We start from the raw sequence: 224 nt of genomic DNA on the forward strand, positions 1-224 counted from the left end.
TCGAGGAAGGAAGCGCCTGGCAGGAAGACATGGGCGTACTTGGCGGTTTCGTTGAGGAAGATGTCCTGCACCACCACGCATTCCATGGCCGAAAGCGCGGCCGTCACATGCTGGGTGTTGGGGTCGGACTGCACGATGTCCTCGCCCTCGCAGTACAGGCCCATGAAGCTGCCGGCCAGGGCCGCCTCGAACATGTTGGGAATGCGCAGCCCGGGCTCGGGGCT

1 protein-coding gene is annotated in these 224 nt (G+C 64.3%); it reads right to left on the reverse strand.

The features are described from left to right. On the reverse strand, positions 1 to 224 hold a 224-nt coding region (locus RRF55_RS28585; RefSeq protein WP_439419383.1), incomplete at both ends, for a molybdopterin-dependent oxidoreductase.

The sequence above is a fragment of the Klebsiella sp. K47 genome (assembly GCF_051858335.1).
GTDB classification, from domain to species: Bacteria; Pseudomonadota; Gammaproteobacteria; order Enterobacterales; family Enterobacteriaceae; genus Klebsiella; species Klebsiella pneumoniae.